Source organism: Thiolapillus sp. (assembly GCF_048562965.1).
Taxonomy (GTDB): domain Bacteria; phylum Pseudomonadota; class Gammaproteobacteria; order Chromatiales; family Chromatiaceae; genus Thiolapillus; species Thiolapillus brandeum_A.
In genome coordinates this window covers 1-4,899 of sequence record NZ_JBHNMF010000244.1, presented here as the reverse complement: position 1 = coordinate 4,899, position 4,899 = coordinate 1, and the positions used below count along the sequence as shown (strand labels likewise).

The window sequence follows — 4,899 nt, the reverse complement described above, 5'->3', positions numbered from 1 at the left end:
CCATACACAACCAAAAACCCAAGCCATTCATCTGGACAGCCAAGGCTAAGGATATCTTGGCTAAAGTTGTTCGTGCTAATCGCCGGTTAAGTTCCAAGCAAAATGCAACACTACACTAGCTAGATTGTAATATGAAAAAAACCTTACTGATTATCGGTGCTATTTTTGCAGCTCTGATGCTGTTCTACGGAGCTGTATCCGCCCTGGTCAACCAGGGACACGCACTGGGCAGTTCCCTGATGACCTTTCTGCTGGTGATTGGCGGAACAGCGGCCCTGATCTGGATGGTTAAATCCGATCCGTGAGAATGAAGCCAATGACGCCGTTGGGCATCATTGGCCGCCAGGTTACTGGTGGTGCCTCCTCAGGCTCCAGGGATAAGGCGCATACTCGTCATCCCAATCATCAGGGGGCCAGAAACGATTACCCGGTTCATCATCATAGTAATCCCGGCAACGGGGAATGATGCCTTTGCGGCACAGGGTTCTGCGCCATTCGTACTTGATGAACTTCCTGAACATGGGTTTCTTGCGGGCCTTGAACCTCACCTTGTGACTGGGTGACCACGCGCTTTCACCAAATCCTGTTCCGGCAGAATCCCGGTCCGCAGCCTCGCTACTCTCGCGCTTTTTCTGTATGGCATAGCCCTGATGCCTGGGTTTCTTCTCCCTGAACACCGCCGCTGCAATGACTCCCATGGCGCTGTGATCACCCCATGCATCGGCATAGGAATCCCCGATATCGGTGAAGTAAAAACGGTGCACCCGGTTACGGCTGGTACGCCAGCCGTCGTATTCTGCGGTTTCCCAGGGCCCCAGCACGTATTTTGCCTCCCCACGCTTGAGATGGGATTTGGCGCCGCTGATGATATTCCGGCCATCCACGGCAATCACCACGCCGATACGTTCGCCGGTGCGGTTCTGAACACGGATGCTGTAGCGTTCACCGTCCCGCACCGCGATATAGGCGCGGCGTTTCTTGCTGCCGGAATTTGCGGGATACTGGTGCAGCTCCCCGCGGCTGTCTGAAATAACGTCGATCTCAACGTCATCGTAGTAGTTGCCAGCCTCCGCCTGGACGGATAATCCCAGCAACAGGATCGTTGCAATCAGTATTGATTTGTATACAGGCATAATGGCTCTCCATTGGTCAGTCTGTAGCTACAGGCTATACAAATCCGCCTGAACAAAGCCTGAACAGCACTGCGCTTCCATATACCAACCTGCCGGGGGGTATGCGACAATACGCGCCCCATGAATCCTCCTGCTGAACAAAGCGTATCTGCCCTCGCGCCCCCTCTGCCCGCAAAACCGGGCGAGCGCCTGCAGTGGGGGCGCTGCAGTGGTGCGGTGAGCGAACTGGCTGTCGCCAGGACGGCGGAACAATGGCCGGGGCTGACCGTTGTCGTTGCCAGGGATATGCAGGAAGCGACACGTCTGGAACAGCAACTGGGGTTCTTCGTCAATGACCGGCAGCTTCCCATTCTGCATTTTCCCGACTGGGAAACCCTGCCCTATGATGTCTTTTCCCCTCTGCCGGAACTGGTCTCCCAACGCCTGCTGACCCTGCACCGGCTGCAGTCCGCGAGCAAAGGCATTCTTATCGTCCCTGTCGCCACGCTGCAGCAGCGCATACTCCCGCCGGACTACCTCGATGTACACAGCCTGGTACTGGATACTGGCGGAACACTCGAAATCGACGCCTTTCGCCGCAGGCTGGAGCGCGCAGGCTACCACTGCGTTTCCCAGGTCATGGAACACGGCGAGTTTGCGGTACGCGGCTCCCTGCTGGATCTGTTTCCCATGGGTGCGGCGCGGCCCTACCGCATCGACCTGTTCGATGACGAGATCGACAGCATCCGGCTTTTCGATCCGGAAACGCAGCGATCTTCAGACAAGGTAAACAGCATCCGCCTGCTGCCTGCCCGGGAATTCCCCGTGGACGAGGACGCCATCAGGCGCTTCCGCCGGCAGTACCGCAATCAGTTCGAAGGCGATCCCCAGGCCAGCCTCATCTACCGCGAGGTCAGCGAAGGCAATCTGCCTGGTGGCCTGGAATACTACCTGCCCCTCTTCTACGAACAGACCGCCACCCTGTTCGACTACCTGCAGGAAGACTGCCTGGTCATACAACCGCAGGACATTCCGAGTGAAGCCGCACATTTTCATCAGCAGGTGGAGAAGCGTTACGAACAGCGCCGCCACGATATCGAACGGCCACTGCTGCCGCCTTCTCGCCTCTACCTGAATGCGGATGAACTGGTGCACCGGCTCAAACAGTATGCCGGCATACACTGGCATAACGGCCATGTGGATGAAAGACGCAAGGGCTTTGCCCGTCACTACAATTTTGATGTCCACCCGCTCCCTTCCCTCGCCATACAGGCCAGGGCGGCAAACCCCGCCGGGCTGCTGCAGGATTATCTGGTCAGTGGCAGCAGGCCTGTACTGTTCACCGCCGAAAGTGCCGGACGGCGCGAACATCTGCTGGACACATTGAAGGGTTTCTGCCTGGCCCCCAGAGCCGTCGATGATTTTCAGGCTTTTCTTGCATCGGAAACACCCCTGGCCATCACCGTCGCGCCGCTGGAAGAAGGTCTCGAACTTGGGCAACCTCCCCTGGCCATCATCCCGGAAACCCTGCTGCTCGGCGAGCGGGTACGCCAGACCCGCAAGCGGCGCAAGACCGGCCCGGACGCCGACCAGGTGGTGCGCAACCTCGCGGAACTGCAGATCGGCTCGCCCGTGGTGCACGAGGATCACGGCGTAGGCCGCTACCTGGGACTGCAACACCTGGACGTCGGCGGGCTGTCCATGGAATTCCTCACCCTGGAATATGCCCGCAAAGATAAGCTCTACGTCCCCGTCTCTTCCCTGCATCTCATCAGCCGCTACACCGGCGCCACGGAAGAGAACGCCCCACTGCACCGCCTAGGCAGCAACCAGTGGGAAAAGGCCCGCAAGAAAGCGGCGCAGAAAGTGCGCGATGCCGCCGCTGAGCTCCTGGACATCTACGCCCGCCGGGAAGCCCGTCAGGGCTTTGCCTTCCCTCCTCCCGGCGAAGAATACAGTCAGTTCGCCTCAGAGTTTGAATTCGAGGAGACCCCGGACCAGGAACGCGCCATCGAAGAAGTGATTACCGACATGATTTCACCCCGCCCCATGGACCGTGTGGTCTGCGGCGACGTGGGTTTTGGCAAGACCGAGGTGGCCATGCACGCCGCCTTCATGGCCACCCAGGGGGGCAAGCAGGTGGCGGTGCTGGTGCCCACCACCCTCCTGGCCCAGCAGCACTACGAGAACTTTGCCGACCGTTTTGCCGACTGGCCGGTCAAGATCGCATCTCTGTCCCGCTTCAACTCCACCAAAGAGGTCAATGCCACCCTTGAGGGCCTGGAGAACGGCACCCTGGACATCGTGGTCGGCACCCACAAGATTCTCAGCCAGGGCATCAGGTTCAAGGACCTGGGGCTGGTCATCATCGACGAGGAGCACCGCTTCGGCGTGCGTCACAAGGAGCGCCTCAAGGCCCTGCGCGCCGAGGTGGACATCCTCACCCTCACCGCCACCCCCATTCCCCGCACCCTGAACATGGCCATGTCCGGCATGCGCGACCTGTCCGTCATCGCCACACCCCCGACCCGGCGCCAGCCCATCAAGACCTTCGTCCAGCAATGGAACGACGTGGTCATCAGCGAGGCCTGCCAGCGGGAGCTGCAGCGCGGCGGCCAAGTCTATGTCCTGCACAACGACGTGGCCAGCATCGAGCGCATGGTGGCGGATGTGGAGAAACTGGTGCCCGGCGCGCGGGTGGATTTCGCCCACGGGCAGATGCGCGAGCGCGAACTGGAACGTATCATGCGCGACTTCTACCACCAGCGTTTCAACATCCTGGTGGCCACCACCATCATCGAGAGCGGCATCGATGTGCCCACGGCCAACACCATCATCATCAACCGCGCCGACAAGCTGGGCCTGGCCCAGCTGCACCAGCTGCGGGGACGGGTGGGCCGCTCCCATCACCGGGCCTACGCCTATCTCATCACCCCGCCCCCCAAGGCCATGACCCGGGACGCGGTGAAGCGCCTGCAGGCCCTGGAAGCCCTGGAAGACCTGGGCGCTGGCTTCACCCTGGCCACCCATGACCTGGAGATCCGCGGCGCCGGCGAACTGCTGGGTGAAGACCAGAGCGGCCAGATCCACGAAGTGGGCTTCACCCTCTACACCCAGATGCTGGAACGGGCCGTGCGCGCCATCCGCGAAGGCAGGCAGCCGGAGCTGGACCGCCCCCTGGATCATGGCACGGAAATCGATCTCAACCTGCCTGCCCTGCTGCCCGAGGACTATTTGCCGGACGTCCATATCCGCCTCATCCAGTACAAGCGCATCGCCTCCGCCGCCAGCGCCGACGAACTGCGGGAGCTGCGGGTGGAGATGATCGACCGTTTCGGCCTGCTGCCCGAGCAGGCTAAAAATCTGTTCGACATCACCGAACTCAAGCTGGACGTGCAGCCCCTGGGCATACGCAAGATCGAAGCCGGCCCCCAGGGGGGCAAGATTCATTTCGAGGAACAGCCCGCCATCGATCCGGCGCGAATCATCCACCTCATCCAGACCCGGCCACAACAGTTCAAGCTGGACGGAAGTGACAAACTGCGTTTCTTCGCCGACCTCGAAGACCCGCAACAGCGGGTGGAAAAGGTGCGCGAACTGCTGCGGATGTTACAGTAGCGGTAACTATACGGCGCTACCACCACCGAGGGCGATAAGCAATTGATTATTAATTCTACTTTGTCATATTCCAAATTGCATAAATGGCAGGGCGAGGATATAATGCAACATATTGTTTTGAAAGGATAATTCATGATTATTTCCTGAAAGTACCTGCACCCCCTTCGAA

General features: G+C 59.8%; 3 protein-coding genes. 2 read left to right on the top strand and 1 reads right to left on the bottom strand.

All coding sequences use genetic code 11. From position 1 onward, the window contains the following. Positions 1 to 131: 131 nt before the first annotated feature. Positions 132 to 305 carry a hypothetical protein gene (locus tag ACOCD2_RS12305; RefSeq protein ID WP_293648063.1) on the top strand — a complete coding sequence of 58 codons (174 nt, stop codon included), beginning with the start codon at positions 132 to 134 and terminating at the stop codon, positions 303 to 305. Positions 306 to 347: 42 nt separating this feature from the next. Here the strand turns inward: ACOCD2_RS12305 and ACOCD2_RS12300 are convergent, their stop codons facing one another. Further along, positions 348 to 1,133 (bottom strand): hypothetical protein, encoded by a 786-nt coding sequence (locus tag ACOCD2_RS12300; RefSeq protein WP_293648065.1) that lies wholly within the window; start codon positions 1,131 to 1,133, stop codon positions 348 to 350. Between the two features lie 120 nt (positions 1,134 to 1,253). On the opposite strand from ACOCD2_RS12300, the gene mfd reads away from it, so the two are divergent. Further along, positions 1,254 to 4,730, top strand: coding sequence for a transcription-repair coupling factor (gene mfd / locus ACOCD2_RS12295; protein ID WP_293648067.1), 3,477 nt, complete (start codon positions 1,254 to 1,256; stop codon positions 4,728 to 4,730). Positions 4,731 to 4,899 lie beyond the last annotated feature (169 nt).

Coding starts and splice junctions, on each gene's coding strand:
- ACOCD2_RS12305 (WP_293648063.1), top strand. CDS start 132: ATGAAAAAAACCTTACTGATTATCGGTGCTATTTTTGCAGCTCTGATG.
- ACOCD2_RS12300 (WP_293648065.1), bottom strand. CDS start 1,133: ATGCCTGTATACAAATCAATACTGATTGCAACGATCCTGTTGCTGGGA.
- mfd (WP_293648067.1), top strand. CDS start 1,254: ATGAATCCTCCTGCTGAACAAAGCGTATCTGCCCTCGCGCCCCCTCTG.